Source organism: Cupriavidus pauculus, from assembly GCF_022179805.1.
GTDB classification, from domain to species: Bacteria; Pseudomonadota; Gammaproteobacteria; order Burkholderiales; family Burkholderiaceae; genus Cupriavidus; species Cupriavidus pauculus_E.
Window position 1 is genome coordinate 457,186 of record NZ_BPUO01000001.1, and the last position, 14,732, is coordinate 471,917.

Annotated in this window: 13 protein-coding genes; all 13 read right to left on the reverse strand. The window is 63.0% G+C overall.

Annotation, left to right across the window (positions count from 1 at the left end; translation table 11 throughout):
* Positions 1-29 precede the first annotated feature (29 nt).
* On the reverse strand, positions 30-1,010 hold the full coding sequence (locus tag MFF62_RS02300; RefSeq protein ID WP_238259317.1) for a lipase secretion chaperone: 981 nt from the start codon (positions 1,008-1,010) through the stop codon (positions 30-32).
* Positions 1,007-1,969, reverse strand: coding sequence for an esterase/lipase family protein (locus MFF62_RS02305; RefSeq protein ID WP_238259319.1), 963 nt, complete (start codon positions 1,967-1,969; stop codon positions 1,007-1,009). Before MFF62_RS02305 ends, MFF62_RS02300 begins: the two co-directional genes overlap by 4 nt.
* A 162-nt stretch (positions 1,970-2,131) precedes the next feature.
* The gene (locus tag MFF62_RS02310) at positions 2,132-2,776 is read right to left on the reverse strand and encodes an NUDIX domain-containing protein (RefSeq protein ID WP_238259321.1); all 645 of its coding nucleotides are present in this window, start codon (positions 2,774-2,776) and stop codon (positions 2,132-2,134) included.
* Between the two features lie 41 nt (positions 2,777-2,817).
* Positions 2,818-3,126 (reverse strand): DUF2818 family protein, encoded by a 309-nt coding sequence (locus MFF62_RS02315; protein ID WP_238259323.1) that lies wholly within the window; start codon positions 3,124-3,126, stop codon positions 2,818-2,820.
* A gap of 17 nt (positions 3,127-3,143) precedes the next feature.
* Complete coding sequence (gene nuoN / locus MFF62_RS02320) at positions 3,144-4,619, reverse strand: NADH-quinone oxidoreductase subunit NuoN (protein WP_238259325.1); 1,476 nt, start codon at positions 4,617-4,619, stop codon at positions 3,144-3,146.
* 18 nt (positions 4,620-4,637) lie between these two features.
* Positions 4,638-6,104: an NADH-quinone oxidoreductase subunit M gene (locus MFF62_RS02325; protein WP_238259327.1), complete on the reverse strand. Its 1,467-nt coding sequence runs from the start codon at positions 6,102-6,104 to the stop codon at positions 4,638-4,640.
* Positions 6,105-6,131: 27 nt separating this feature from the next.
* On the reverse strand, positions 6,132-8,222 hold the full coding sequence (nuoL, locus tag MFF62_RS02330) for an NADH-quinone oxidoreductase subunit L (protein WP_238259329.1): 2,091 nt from the start codon (positions 8,220-8,222) through the stop codon (positions 6,132-6,134).
* Between the two features lie 59 nt (positions 8,223-8,281).
* Entirely contained in the window at positions 8,282-8,587 is a 306-nt protein-coding gene (gene nuoK / locus MFF62_RS02335) for an NADH-quinone oxidoreductase subunit NuoK (RefSeq protein ID WP_029050842.1), read from the reverse strand.
* 16 nt (positions 8,588-8,603) lie between these two features.
* Positions 8,604-9,245, reverse strand: coding sequence for an NADH-quinone oxidoreductase subunit J (locus tag MFF62_RS02340; protein ID WP_238259331.1), 642 nt, complete (start codon positions 9,243-9,245; stop codon positions 8,604-8,606).
* A gap of 159 nt (positions 9,246-9,404) precedes the next feature.
* On the reverse strand, positions 9,405-9,896 hold the full coding sequence (gene nuoI / locus MFF62_RS02345; RefSeq protein ID WP_238259333.1) for an NADH-quinone oxidoreductase subunit NuoI: 492 nt from the start codon (positions 9,894-9,896) through the stop codon (positions 9,405-9,407).
* 71 nt (positions 9,897-9,967) lie between these two features.
* A complete protein-coding gene (gene nuoH / locus MFF62_RS02350) occupies positions 9,968-11,032 on the reverse strand; it encodes an NADH-quinone oxidoreductase subunit NuoH (RefSeq protein ID WP_238259343.1) in 1,065 nt (354 codons plus the stop codon).
* Positions 11,033-11,050: 18 nt separating this feature from the next.
* Positions 11,051-13,423, reverse strand: a complete 2,373-nt coding sequence (nuoG, locus tag MFF62_RS02355; protein ID WP_238259345.1) for an NADH-quinone oxidoreductase subunit NuoG — start codon at positions 13,421-13,423, stop codon at positions 11,051-11,053.
* A 13-nt stretch (positions 13,424-13,436) separates the two neighbouring features.
* Complete coding sequence (gene nuoF, locus MFF62_RS02360) at positions 13,437-14,732, reverse strand: NADH-quinone oxidoreductase subunit NuoF (RefSeq protein ID WP_238259348.1); 1,296 nt, start codon at positions 14,730-14,732, stop codon at positions 13,437-13,439.

Here is a 14,732-nt window from a genome sequence, read left to right on the forward strand (position 1 = left end):
GGCGGATGCAAGCTTACAGGATTCGGACGCTACCTGCCCTGCGGCGCCGAGGCCGGCGGCGAGGGGTTGGCGTCCTGCATTGCAGCACGCGCCGCATCGCCGGCATCGGGAAAATGCTGCTTCCGGATGGCTTCGAGTTGCCGCTGGGTCTCGGCGGCATCGAGTCCGCCATGGATGGCGACCGACGCCACATCGGCACGATAGCTGGCGTACTTGCCGGCCCACAGCGCGTCGTCGCTGCGCTGTGCATCGAAGCTCCGCACCGCATCTTCTCCGACATTGGCGCGCAGGAATTCGCGCAATGCGGCGGGGCTGGCCCCTTTTTCGCGCAGGGCCTGAAACTGCTGCGTCAGCGCCTGCGCACGCGGCAGGGGAGCCGGCTCCGCCCGTGCGCCCTGGCCGGCCTGGAGGCTGGCAAGCATCCGCTGTTCGCGGTCTTCGTCGTCGCCGTACCAAATACGGGCGACCTCGTCTCCCAGATACTCGCGCCGCATGTCGGAACGCTTGCGCAGGAACTCCGCGATCCGGGGCAGCTCTTCGGCATTCGACACGTTGGGATGGCGGGCAAAGCCGTACGACTTCAGCAGCGCGTCGTGGGCATCCATGTAGGACACGAAACGCCTGGCCAGGTCCAGCGCCTGGTCACGCGCGAGCGGCGCGGATTGCGCCAGCGTCTTGACGATGTGGTCGTTCAGCCTAGCAATCTGCCGTTCACGATCCGGCTTTGGAAGACTGGCGAGGAAGTATTCGAACAGGTCCCGCGTTTGCCGCGTGACACGCAGCCGCCCTTTCGCATCGATCTGGAGCCCATCAGGTGCGTTGGTGTCGCTGCGGGCTGCGCCGTCGTCTCGGCCCGGAACATTCCCTGCCGCCTCGATCCGTGCCGGAACGCCGACGCCGGAACGCGCCACCTTATCGGGCGTCGCTTCATCGGTTTGCCGGTAGGCAAAAATGGTGGCGGCGGCAATGACCGCCGCCACCGCCACCCACCCCCTGCCGATACGGTTCACAGGCCGGCCAGTTTCAGACGGTTGACATGCTGCCGGATGACTGCGACCGGGTCGGCCGACCACAGGCCGCGCAAGCCGAGAATCTGGTTCACCTCGTCGAAGTGGTTCCAGGCATAGATGCCCAGCTCCTTGCCGAAGCGCGCGCTGCATACCGACACGAATCCGTCATTGCTGCCGCCACCGCGCGACACGATGAGCTGCCCGACCGGAACGAACACCAGATCGGATGGATCCAGCACGTTCGTGCCCGACGCATTGCCCATCCATGAGTACAACAGCTGCGTCTGGCCATTCCGGACCTCGGACTCGCCAGTCGGTGAGCTGCAAGTCGCGGGCAACCCGGCGCTGGGATACATCGCGTTGTATTGCGCCGAGCCTTCGGTCGAAAGCTGCTGCTGCGCGGCCAGCGCATCCTGCGGCAAAGGCTGGCCGGACGTGAGATCGATCGCGTACCCGATCAGGTTGAACACCAGGCTGAGTGTCACCTGGACCGCATAGGGTTGCTCGCCCGAGAAATCGAACAGCTCCATGCCTTTGTGCGGCGTACCGATCGTGGTCACGGACACCACGTTGTTCGGCAGCACGGTGGCCGCATAGCGCGAGCTCAGGCCGCCCATGCTGTGGCCGATCAGGTTGAACTTGGTCGGACCATTCACGACCATGAAGTCCTGCATCCACTGGACCAGTTGTCCACCGCGCCGGTCGGGCCCCTCGCCATTCACCGCGCTGAGCTGCACGACGTAGACTTCCGCGCCGTTGTTCGCGAGGTCCTCTGGAATGCCGTAGAAATAATTGGCGAGACTGAGATACTGCGAAGTCCCCAATCCTCCGTGGACGAGAATGATGGGGTACTGGGTACTCGCATAATCTGACGGCGTCGCGTGTGCCGGGGCCGGCAACAGCGAAATCAGTGCCGCGGCGGCGAGCGATGCAAATCCGGAAATCGTCCTGCGTAGCATGGGTGCCTCCTTTGATTCGCGGCGCGCCAACTGCGGCGCGCCCACAATCTGCCGTCAGGCATTGCGAAGCCCAAGGCCATACCCATGCTATGAAGAGAAATTCCTTGTTTCAATGTGACACTGCAAGGACAGCAATTGCCACGACTGAAGCGGGAAAGCCGGTCAGCCGGCGACCCGCGTCACCGGAAACGGCGGCTCGGCCTGCTCGCCCGGCTGCCATGTTCCCGAGACGATCTTTTCAAGCCAGAACGCGCCGATGATCGTCTTCACATCGGTAATGCGGCCTTGCCGCACCCAGTCGATCACCTGCCCCACCGGCGTGATGAACGTCTCCAGGAACTCGCCGTCGTCGAGCTTCGACTCGCCGGCCGTCAGGTCACGGGCCAGGAACAGGTCGATGAACTCGGTCGAATAGGAAATCACCGGGTGGATGCGCGTCAGGTAGTCCCAGCGCTTGGCGGTGTAGCCGGTTTCTTCCAGCAACTCGCGCTCGCCGCAACGTTGCGCGCCTTCCTGCGGATCGAGCTTGCCGGCCGGGAATTCGAGCATCACCTCGCCCACCGGATAACGGAACTGACGCTCCATCAGCACCGTGCCGTCGTCGAACAGCGGAATCATCATGACCGCGCCCGGATGCAGCACGTACTCGCGTCCCGTCTGCTTGCCGTCGGGCAGGCGGACGATGTCTTGCTTGAGCGTGAGGAATTTGCCGCGATGGATGGTGGCCGATGCAACCGGCGTTTCGCGGAGATGGTCGTCCGAGACGTCAGAAGTCTGGGGCGACGCGGAAGAAGTCTTGTCGGTCATGAACGCTCCGGGTATGCGACGGCACCGGAGCGGGCAAGCCCTCAGGCCGTGCGATGTTTGACCAGGTATTGCCAGGTGAAGCCCGGGAAGGCAAACACCAGCATCATGCAGGCAGTGATGGCGTAGAACTGCCAGCCCTGCGGGAAGGCGTTGCCGAGGCTCGCTTCCACCGCAAAACCGGCCACACCGGCCACCACATACCAGACGAACAGTTCCCCCACGCGCAGCCACAGCGGCTTGCGGGCCCACTTCAGGCCCACCGCCGCGAACAGGCGCTGGTTGACGAACGGGAGGTTGGCACAGACCAGTGCCAGCAGGATGACAAACCAACCGCCCGCCGAGGAACTCATGACGTCACCTTGTTACGTTACGACGCCAACGTGGCGCGAATGGCCTCGTAGCACAGGTTCATGAGCGCCGCCGGGAACAGACCCAGCAGGATCACGGCCAGGCCATTCAGGCTCAGGATCGAGCGCACGCCCGCCGACGCTTCCAGCGGCTCTTCTCCGGTCGGTGCGTCGAAGTACATCAGCTTCACGATGCGCAGGTAGTAGAACGCGCCAATCAGCGAGAACACCACCGCCACCACGGCCAGCCAGCTCATGCCGGCCTTGACCACAGCCGACAGCACGGCCAGCTTGGCGTAGAAGCCGACGGTCGGCGGAATGCCGGCCATCGAGAACATCATCACCAGCATCAGCAGCGCAAACCACGGATGACGGCGCGACATGCCCTTCAGGTCGTCCAGCGTTTCGGCCTCGAAGCCCTTGCGCGTGCGGATCAGGATCAGGCCGAACGTGCCGAGCGTGGTCAGCATGTACGTGATCGAGTAGAACATCGACGCGCTGTACGCATTGGCTGCGCCATCCGCCTTGTTCGCCACCACGCCGGACACCAGGCCCAGCAGGATAAAGCCCATGTGCGAGATGGTCGAGTACGCCAGCATCCGCTTCAGGTTCGTCTGGACGATTGCGGTCAGGTTGCCGATTGCCAGCGAGATGATCGACAGCACCACCAGCATCATCTGCCAGTCGGTAGCCAGCGGCAGCAGACCTTCCACCAGCAGGCGCATGATCAGCGCGAACGCGGCAACCTTCGGGCCGGCGGCGATCAGCAGCGTCACCGCGGTCGGCGAGCCCTGGTAGATGTCCGGAATCCACATGTGGAACGGTGCGGCGCCGAGCTTGAACGACACGCCCGCCACGATGAACACCACGCCGAAGGCCAGCATCGTCATGTTGACGCGGCCCGACTCCACCACGCGGAAGACTTCACCCAGGTTCAGCGAACCCGTTGCGCCGTACATCATCGACATGCCGTAGAGCAGGAAGCCCGAAGCCAGCGCACCCAGCACGAAGTACTTGATGGCCGATTCCGACGTCACGCGCGACTCGCGGCGCAGTGCCACCAGTGCGTACGACGACAGCGACAGCAGTTCCAGGCCCAGGTACAGGGTCAGGAAGTTGTTGCCGGTGATCATCACGAGCTGGCCGCCGAGCGTGAACAGCGCGAGCATGTAGAACTCGCCGGCGAACATGTCGCGCGCACCGAGGTAGGTACGCGTGTAGATCAGCGTCAGGAACATGCCCAGCGAGCAGAACGCCGACAGCACGTTGGCCATCGGGTCCACCACGACCAGGTTGGCGAACACATAGTGCGTTTCACCGTTGGCCGCATCCAGCGCGAACCAGAAAGTCAGGACCAGCGTGGTGATCAGCGACAACGGGTACGCCACGCTGGTGCGGCCCTTGCCGCGCGCTAAGTCGATCCAGTTGATCGCCGCGATGGCGACCGCCAGGAAAATGATTGGCGCCACCGGGGCCAGGCTAGAGGACGATTGCATGATATTTCTCTCCCCCGCTTACAGCTTGGACTGTGCCACGTGGGACAGCAGGTTCACCACCGAGGCGTGCATCACATCGGTGAAGGGTTTCGGGTACAGACCCATGTACAGCGTCAGGATGGCCAGCAGACCGAACATCAGGAATTCACGCTTGTTCAGGTCCACCAGTTCGCGCACATGCTGGTGCACGATGTCGCCAAAGATCACGCGCTTGACCATCCACAGCGAGTACGCTGCGCCCAGGATCAGGGCCGTGGCAGCCAGCAGGCCAATCCAGAAATTGAACTTGACCGATGCCAGGATGACCATGAACTCGCCGACGAAACCCGAGGTAGCCGGCAGGCCGCAGTTGGCCATGGCGAAGAACACCGAGAACGCAGCGAACCTCGGCATCACGTTCACCACACCGCCGTAATCGGCGATCTGGCGCGAGTGCACGCGGTCATACAGCACGCCGATGCCAAGGAACATGGCACCCGACACGAAGCCGTGCGAGATCATCTGGATGATGCCGCCTTCCACGCCGAGGTCGTTGAAGATGAAGAAGCCCAGCGTCACGAAACCCATGTGGGCGATCGACGAATACGCCACCAGCTTCTTCATGTCGGACTGCACCAGCGCCACCAGGCCGATGTAGATCACCGCGACCAGCGAGATCGTGATGATGAACGGGGCCATGTAGTGGCTGGCGTCCGGCGCGATCGGCAGCGAGAAACGCAGGAAGCCATAGGCACCCAGCTTCAGCATGATCGCGGCCAGCACGACGGAACCACCGGTCGGTGCTTCCACGTGGGCGTCGGGCAGCCAGGTGTGCACCGGCCACATCGGCACCTTCACGGCAAAGGCCATGAAGAACGCCAGGAAGATCAGGATCTGTTCTTCAAACGTGAGCTTGGCCTGGTGCCAGCTCAGGATGTCGAACGTACCGGTCTTGTTGTACAGGTACAGCAGGGCAACCAGCGTCAGCAGCGAGCCCAGCAGCGTGTAGAGGAAGAACTTGAACGCGGCATACACGCGGTTCGGACCACCCCAGACACCGATGATGATGTACATCGGGATCAGCGTGGCTTCGAAGAACACGTAGAACAGCATGCCGTCCAGCGCGCAGAACACGCCGACCATCAGGCCCGACAGGATCAGGAACGCGGCCATGTATTCGGCCACGCGCTCGGTGATCACTTCCCAGGCCGAGATCACGACGATCACGGTGATGAACGCGGTCAGCACGACGAACCACATCGAGATGCCGTCGACGCCCAGGTGATAGGCGATGTTGAAGCGCTCGATCCACGGCGCCTGCACGACGAACTGCATTGCAGCCGTCGACGTATCGAAGTGGAACACCAGCGGCAGCGTCACGACGAAGCTGGCGATGGCGCCGAACAGCGACATCCAGCGCACGAAGCACTTGCTGCGGTCGGAACCGAACATCAATACCAGCAGGCCGAAGAAGATAGGCAGCCAGATTGCGAGAGACAGAACCATTTGTTTGTTTTCCTTACTCGGTGCCTATCACTTGGTGCCTATCACGCCAGTGATCGTCAGCGTCAAAAGCACCAGCATGCCGATGATCATCGCAAAAGCGTAATGGTAGATATAGCCGGACTGCAGGTAACGGCTGGCCGCGGCGAACGACGCCACCACACGAGCCGAACCGTTGACGAACAGGCCGTCGATGAAGCTCTGGTCACCGCCCTTCCACAGACCCGTACCCAGCAGACGCGCACCGCGTGCAAACACGGCCTGGTTGATCGCGTCCATGTAGTACTTGTTGTCCAGCAGCGTGTAGATACCCGAGAAGCGTTGCTTGATGGCGGCAGGAATGTCCGGGCGCTTCATGTAGAAGAACCACGACAGCACCACACCGGCAATGGCCAGCCACAGCACCGGGGTCGTCAGCGAATGGATCGCCATCGGTACCCAGCCGTGGAACGCCTCTTCCAGTTCCTTCATCGCGTGGTGGTTCTCGCCGACGAAGATCACGTCCTTGAACGCGATGCCGTGCTTGAAGAACTCGCCGAACAGCATCGGCTCGATCGCGATGGCACCGATGATCACCGACGGGATGGCCAGCAGCACCAGCGGCAGCGTCACCACCCACGGCGACTCGTGCGGCTTCTGGCCAGGAGCCAGGCCATGATGATGGTCGTCGCCGTGCGCGTCTTCCTCGTCATGGTGGTCGTGGTGGTCGTCGTGAGCGTGGGCCTTGCCGAAACGCTCTTCACCGTGGAACACCAGGAAGTACATGCGGAACGAGTAGAAGGCGGTCACGAACACACCAGCCAGCACCGCGAAGTATGCGAAGCCCGAACCGGCCAGGTGCGACTCGGCCACCGCCTCGATGATCGAGTCCTTCGAGTAGAAGCCGGAGAAGAACGGCGTACCGATCAGCGCCAGCGAACCCACCAGCGACGTGATCCACGTGATGGGCATGTACTTGCGCAGGCCGCCCATGTTGCGGATGTCCTGGTCGTGGTGCATGCCGATGATGACCGAACCGGCGCCCAGGAACAGCAGTGCCTTGAAGAACGCGTGCGTCATCAGGTGGAACACGGCCACCGAGTAGGCGGAAGCGCCCAGTGCGACGGTCATGTAGCCCAGCTGCGACAGCGTGGAATACGCCACCACGCGCTTGATGTCGTTCTGGATGATGCCCAGGAAGCCCATGAACAGCGCGGTGATCGCGCCGATGACCAGCACGAACGACAGCGCGGTGTCCGACAGTTCGAACAGCGGCGACATGCGCGCCACCATGAAGATGCCGGCGGTCACCATGGTTGCCGCGTGGATCAGTGCCGAGATCGGGGTCGGGCCTTCCATCGAATCAGGCAGCCAGACGTGCAGCGGGAACTGCGCCGACTTGCCCATCGCGCCGATGAACAGGCAGATGCAGGCCACGGTGATCATCAGCCAGTCGGTACCCGGGAACAGCACGGTCGCCAGTTGATCGCGCTGGGCGAACACGTCCGTGTAGTTCATGCTGCCGGCGTATGCCAGCAGCAGGCCGATGCCGAGGATGAAGCCGAAGTCGCCCACGCGGTTGACCAGGAACGCCTTCAGGTTGGCGAAGATCGCGGTCGGACGCGTGTACCAGAAGCCGATCAGCAGGTACGAGACCAGGCCCACGGCTTCCCAGCCGAAGAACAGCTGCAGGAAGTTGTTGCTCATCACCAGCATCAGCATCGAGAAGGTGAAGAGCGAGATGTAGGCGAAGAACCGGTTGTAGCCGGGGTCTCCGTCCATGTAGCCGACGGTGTAGATGTGCACCATCAGGGAGACGAAGGTCACTACGACCATCATCATCGCCGTCAGCGAATCGACCAGGAAGCCGACTTCCATCTTCAGCGATCCGAGGGCCATCCATTCGTACACGGTGGCGTTGTAGCCGGCGCCGTCGATCACGTCGAGCAGCACCATCACCGACAGGACGAATGCAATGGCAACGCCCAGGATCGTGGAGGTGTGCGCCACGGCCCGGCCGCCGCGCGACTCCGAGGAAAACGTGCCGAAGAACTTGGTACCGAACAGACCGGCTATCGCGGCACCGGCGAGCGGTGCCAGCGGAATCGCCAGCAGCAGGTTGGGGTTGAGCGTGGTTGCCATAGGACGCTTAGTGGTATGCGGTCGGGATGCGGTCTTGGTTCATGTCGTGTGCGTGCATGTCAGCCCTTGAGGGTATCCATGTCGTCCACGTTGATCGTGTCCAGGTTTCGGAACAGCACGACCAGAATTGCCAGACCGATAGCCGACTCGGCGGCGGCCACCGTGAGGATGAAGAAAACGAAAACCTGTCCGGCCAGATCGCCCATGTAGTGCGAGAAGGCGACGAAATTCATGTTCACCGCAAGCAGCATCAGTTCGAGCGCCATCAGCAGCACGATGACGTTCTTGCGGTTCAGGAAGATGCCAACGATGCTGATCGCGAAAAGGATGGCACCGAGGACGAGAAAGTGAGCGAGAGACAGCACAGCGGGTTCTCCGGGCTTAGTTCTTGTTGGCGGTGCCCGTGGCATCCGCTTCGGCCCGGCGTTCGGCCGGCATCTTTACCATGCGCACGCGATCTTCGCGGCGTACGCGCAGCTGGGCACCCACGTCCTGTGCCTTCACGTCCTTGCGGCGGCGCAGCGTCAGGGCCACGGCGGCAACAATGGCCACCAGCAGGATGATGCCGGCCACTTCGAACGCGTACACATAGTCGGTGTAGATCAGCTTGCCCAGCGCGGCGGTATTCGAGTAGTTCGGATCCTGCGCGCCCGGCGGCAGCACGGCGTTGGTGGTGCCGATGAAGTTGCGCACCAGCACGATCGCCATTTCGGCAATGATCAGCGCACCGACGATCGAAGCCATCGGCACGTATGTCCAGAAGTCGCGGCGCAGGTGCTCGATGTCGATATCGATCATCATCACCACGAACAGGAACAGCACCATCACGGCGCCCACGTAGACCAGCACGAGCAGGATGGCGAGGAACTCGGCCTTCAGGATCATCCAGATCGCCGCGGCGGTGAAGAACGCCAGGACGAGGAACAGTGCGGAATGCACCGGGTTCTTCGCCGTGATGACTTTCAGTGCGGAGAGCACCAGCACCAGGGCGAAGGCGTAGAAGATGGCTGTCGTGAGTTCCATGGTCCCTATCGGATCCTCTTTGGGCCGCGCCAGCCCGGACTGCCCTTCAGGGGGCGGCCCGCGCATCGGCAGCGGTTTGCTTCTCTTGGTTGTGCCCCTGCGGGGCACGTCAAATTCATTGTCGGGTCCGGCACACCGTGCCTCGCCCGTCCTGCCGGCTTAGCGGTACTTCGCGTCCGCAGCCTTGGCCGCGGCGATCTGCGGCTCGTAGCGGTCGCCCACTGCCAGCAGCATGTCCTTGGTGAAGTACAGGTCGCCGCGCTTCTCGCCGTGGTACTCGAGAATGTGCGTTTCGACGATGGCGTCGACCGGGCAGGCTTCTTCGCAGAAGCCGCAGAAAATGCACTTGGTCAGGTCGATGTCGTAGCGCGTGGTGCGGCGGGTGCCGTCGTCACGTACATCCGACTCGATCGTGATGGCCAGGGCCGGGCACACCGCTTCGCACAGCTTGCATGCGATGCAACGCTCTTCCCCATTGGGGTAGCGGCGCAGTGCGTGCAGGCCGCGGAATCGCGGCGACATCGGCGTCTTCTCTTCCGGGAACTGGACAGTCACCTTCCGGGCGAAGAGATAGCGGCCGGTCAGTGCCATGCCCTTGAAGAGTTCCTTCAGGAGCAGGCTGTTGAAAAAGTCCTTGATGGCGAGCAGCATGACGATTGCGTCCTAAGTATTTCAGCGCGGTGCGCCCTGCCCCACTGGGCGGCGCACCATCGCCTGGCCTCTTAGTGCCAGATGTTCCAAGGCGACTTGATCCAGATCGCCACAATGATCAGCCAAGCCACGGTCAGCGGGATGAAGATCTTCCAGCCCAGACGCATGATCTGGTCATAGCGGTAACGCGGGAACGAAGCTCGAATCCAGATGAACACCGACAGCAGCAGGAATACCTTGATCACCAGCCAGAAGAAGCCCGGGATCCAGTTCGTGAGCACGCTCGAGAACGGCGGCGCCCAGCCTCCCAGGAACATCAGCGAGGTCATCGTCGAGATGATGATCATGTTGATGTACTCGGCCAGGAAGAACAGCGCGAACGTCATGCCCGAGTATTCGATCATGTGACCGGCCACGATTTCCGATTCGCCTTCCACCACGTCGAACGGGTGGCGGTTCGTTTCAGCCACGCCCGAGATGAAGTACACGGCGAACATCGGCAGCAGCGGCAGCCAGTTCCACGACAGGATGTTGATGCCCATGTCCGCGAAGTAGCCGGTGTTCTGGCTGATCACGATCTGCGACAGGTTCAGGCTGCCCGCCACCATCAGCACGGTGACCAGCGCGAAGCCCATCGCGATTTCGTACGACACCATCTGCGCGGCGGCGCGCATCGCACCGATGAACGCGTACTTCGAGTTCGACGCCCAGCCTGCCAGGATCACGCCATAGACGCCCACCGAGCTGATGGCCATCACGTAGAGCAGACCCGCGTTGACGTTGGCCATCACCACTTCGGCCTGGAACGGGATCACCGCCCACACGGCCACGGCCGGCACCAGCACCATCAGCGGCGCAACCAGGTACATGACCTTGTTGACCTGCGACGGGAACATCACTTCCTTGAGCAGCAGCTTCAGCACGTCGGCAATCGGCTGCAGCAGGCCCAGCGGACCCACCCGGTTCGGGCCGATACGCACGTGCATCCAGCCAATCAGCTTGCGTTCCCACAGAATCAGGTAGGCCACGCACAGCAGCACCGGCACCACAATGACCACGGCACGGATCAGGATCCAGATCAGCGTCCAAGCGCTGCCGAAGATGGCCTGGCCCTGCGAGGTAATGAGATCGATCATGTTGCTATCTCGCTCTTCTTATACGGTGGCCGTGGCGGCGGTGTTCTGGCCGGCCGACAGGTCGATGGCTTTCTCAACGGTGACGGTACCGAACAGCGCGCCCAGCGTTGCAGCAGCCACGGTAGCGGCCGGCACGCGCACGGTGTTGGCCGGCAGCGTCTTTTCCAGCGCCGCGGGCAGCACCACGCTTGCACCGTCCTGCGTCACGCGCACCGGATCGCCAGCCTGCACACCGAGCTTGTCGAACAGCTCGGCCGACAGCGCCACCTGCATCGCACGGCGCGAGGCCGCGGTCAGCTGCAGCGAATCGGCACGGCGCACGATCGGATCAGCGTGGTAGATCGGCACATCGGCGATACGCTCGATACCGTTGGCGGCAGCAGCCGTCACGCGGATCGCGGCGTCGGTCGCGTTGTCGAGCGCTTCCGGAGCCAGCTTGACCAGCGCCGCATCGCGCACGGCCTCGGCCGTATCGAAATCGAAGCCTGGCACATCCAGCAGGTTGCCCAGCACGCGCAGGACCTTCCAGCCCGGACGCGATTCACCCAGTGCACGCACCACGCCGTTGAAGCTCTGGGCACGGCCCTCGGCATTGACGAACGTACCGGCGGTTTCGGTGAACGGCGTGATCGGCAGGATCACGTCCGCGTATTGCATGGCGGCTTCCGAACGGAACGGCGACAGCACGACAACGGTACCGGCCTGCTGCAGCGCGGCCACGGCCTGGCGTGCATTGGCGGTATCGAACTCGACTTCGGCGTTCAGCACGACGTAAGCGCGGCGCGGCGCATCGAACATGGCTTGCGCATTGGCACCACCCTTCTGCGGCAGCGCGCCGGCAATGTAGCCGCCGACGGTGTTGGCCGCTTCGGTCAGGAAGCCCAGCGTGGCGCCCGTTTCCGTGGCGATCCACTGTGCCAGCGCGTGCAGCGCCGAGAATTGCGGATGACGCACGGCCTCGTTGCCGAGGAACACCGCACGGCGCTCACCCGACAGCAGCGCATCGGCCACCGACTTCGCGGCGTCGCCACCGTCAAAGCCATCGGTACCAGCCGGAGCGGCCACGCCCTTGGCGGCGGCCACGGCGCGCGCTACACCAGCCAGCGCGGCGGTCCAGCCCGACGGGGCCACGTCGATACGTGCGGCAACCGGCATCAGCAGGTCTTCACCGCCGGCACCGATCACGGCCACGCGGGCACCCTTCTTCACAGCTTGACGCAGGCGCGATGCCAGCAGCGGCTGATCCTTGCGCAGCGATGCGCCAATCACCAGCGCGCGTTGCAGCGTGGTCACGTCGGCGACCGGCATGCCCAGCCACGGCGCACCCTTCAGGGCAGCCGAGAAATCGGTCTGGCGCAGGCGGAAGTCGATGTTGTCGCTACCCAGGCCACGTACCAGGTTGCCCAGCAGGAACATTTCTTCCAGCGTGCTGTGAGGGCTGGCGATAGCGGCGATCTGGTCGGCGCCATGGTCGCGCTTGATGCTTGCCAGGCCGTTGGCCACGTATTCCAGCGCGGTCTGCCAGTCCGTTTCCATCCATTCGCCACCCTGCTTGAGCATCGGGCGGGTCAGGCGGTCGGCGCTGTTCAGGCCTTCGTACGAGAAGCGGTCCTTGTCCGAGATCCAGCACTCGTTGACGTCTTCGTTTTCCAGCGGCACCACGCGCATCACGCGCTGGTTCTTGGTCTGGACCACGAGGTTGGCGCCCACGCCGTCGTGCGGCGACACCGACTTGCGGCGTCCCAGTTCCCACGTACGGGCCGAGTAGCGGAACGGCTTGCTGGTCAGCGCGCCGACCGGGCACAGGTCGATCATGTTGCCGGACAGTTCCGAATCCACGGTCTGGCCGACGAACGTCGTGATTTCCGAGTGCTCGCCGCGGTTCAGCATGCCCAGCTCCATCACGCCGGCCACTTCCTGGCCAAAGCGCACGCAGCGGGTGCAGTGGATGCAGCGCGTCATCTCCTCCATGGAGATCAGCGGGCCCACGTTCTTGTGGAACACCACGCGCTTTTCTTCCTTGTAGCGCGATTCCGATGCACCGTAGCCCACCGCCAGATCCTGCAGCTGGCATTCGCCGCCCTGATCGCAGATCGGGCAGTCGAGCGGGTGGTTGATCAGCAGGAATTCCATCACGGACTTCTGGGCCTTGACGGCCTTTTCAGAGTTCGTGAAGACCTTCATGCCGGGCGTCACCGGGGTGGCGCATGCGGGCAGCGCCTTGGGCGCCTTTTCCACTTCGACCAGACACATGCGGCAGTTCGCCGCGATGGACAGTTTGCGGTGGTAGCAGAAGTGCGGGATGTAGGTGCCCAGCTTGCTGGCCGCTTCCATCACGAGGCTGCCTTCCGCAACCTCTACCTTCTTGCCGTCGATCTCGAGTTCAACCATGTTCTGCCACGCTTCAGGAATGGGCCGGGACCATGCACTGCTTGTGTTCGACGTGATATTCGAACTCTTTCCAGTAGTGCTTGAGCATGCCGCGTACCGGCATCGCCGCGGCATCGCCGAGTGCGCAAATCGTGCGACCCATGATGTTTTCCGCGACGTTATTGAGCAGGTCCAGGTCTTCCTGGCGGCCTTCTCCGTGTTCAATACGATTCACCATGCGATAGAGCCAGCCGGTGCCTTCACGGCACGGCGTGCACTGGCCGCACGATTCTTCAAAGTAGAAATACGACAGGCGCAGCAGCGACCGCACCATGCAGCGCGTCTCGTCCATGACGATCACGGCGCCCGAGCCCAGCATCGAGCCGGCCTTGGCGATCGAGTCGTAGTCCATGGTCGACGCCATCATCAGGTCGGCCGGCACCACCGGCGCCGACGATCCACCCGGGATCACGGCCTTGAGCGCCTTGCCACCGCGCATGCCGCCCGCCAGCTCCAGCAGCGTGGAGAACGGCGTGCCCAGCGGAATTTCGTAGTTGCCCGGACGCTCGACGTCACCCGAGATCGAGAAGATCTTGGTGCCGCCGTTGTTCGGCTTGCCGATCTTCAGGTATTCCTCGGGGCCAACGGCCAGCAGGAACGGCACCGCGGCAAACGTCTCGGTGTTGTTGATCGTGGTCGGCTTGCCGTACAGGCCGAAGCTGGCCGGGAAAGGCGGCTTGAAACGCGGCTGGCCCTTCTTGCCTTCCAGCGATTCCAGCAGCGCGGTTTCCTCGCCGCAGATATAGGCGCCGTAGCCATGGTGGGCATGCAACTGGAAGTCGAAGCCCGAACCCAGGATGTTGTCACCCAGGAATCCGGCCGCACGCGCTTCCTCGAGGGCTTCCTCGAAGACCTTGTACTCGTTCCAGATTTCGCCGTGGATGTAGTTGTAGCCCACGGTGATGCCCATCGCATACGCACCAATCGCCATGCCTTCGATCAGCGAGTGCGGGTTGTAGCGAATGATGTCGCGATCCTTGAACGTACCCGGCTCACCTTCGTCGGTGTTGCAGACCAGGTACTTCTGGCCCGGGAACGTACGCGGCATGAAGCTCCACTTCAGGCCGGTGGGGAAACCCGCGCCACCGCGGCCACGCAGGCCCGAGGCCTTGACGTCGGCAATCACCTGCTCGGGCGGTACCTTCTGTTCGAGGATACGACGCAGCTGCGCATAGCCGCCACGCTTGACGTAGTCCTCGAGGTGCCAGTTCTTGCCGTCCAGGCCGGCCAGGATCAGCGGCTTGATGTGACGGTCGTGCAGAGAGGTCAT